The organism is Polaromonas sp. P1_E3 (assembly GCF_056405935.1).
In genome coordinates this window covers 1-583 of the sequence record NZ_JBFUBD010000834.1, presented here as the reverse complement: position 1 = coordinate 583, position 583 = coordinate 1, and the positions used below count along the sequence as shown (strand labels likewise).

Sequence of the window (583 nt, the reverse complement as noted above, 5' to 3'; positions counted from 1 at the left end):
TCCAGATCGTGACCGGCATTTTCCTCACGATGAACTACAAGCCCGATGCCGCGCTGGCCTTCGGCTCTGTCGAATACATCATGCGCGACGTGCCCTGGGGCTGGCTGATCCGCTACATGCACTCCACCGGTGCTTCGGCCTTCTTCGTGGTGGTCTACCTGCACATGTTCCGTGGCCTCCTTTACGGCAGCTACCGCAAGCCGCGTGAACTGGTCTGGATCTTCGGCTGCGCGATTTTCCTGTGCCTGATGGCCGAGGCCTTCATGGGCTACCTGTTGCCATGGGGCCAGATGAGCTACTGGGGCGCGCAGGTGATCGTCAACCTGTTTGCTGCCATCCCCTTCATCGGCCCTGACCTGGCGCTGCTGATCCGCGGCGACTATGTGGTGGGCGACGCGACGCTGAACCGCTTCTTTGCTTTCCACGTGATTGCCGTGCCGCTGGTGCTGCTGGGCCTGGTGGCCGCGCACATCATCGCCTTGCATGAAGTCGGCTCCAACAATCCCGACGGCGTCGAGATCAAGGGCCCGAATGCGCCCAAGGACGCCGCAGGCCACCCCTTGGACGGCATCCCCTTCCACCC

Annotated in this window: 1 protein-coding gene; it reads left to right on the top strand. The window is 62.8% G+C overall.

From position 1 onward, the window contains the following. Nucleotides 1-583 (top strand): cytochrome b (locus tag AC1D0Z_RS23825; RefSeq protein ID WP_477660578.1); only part of this gene is annotated, 583 nt, incomplete at both ends.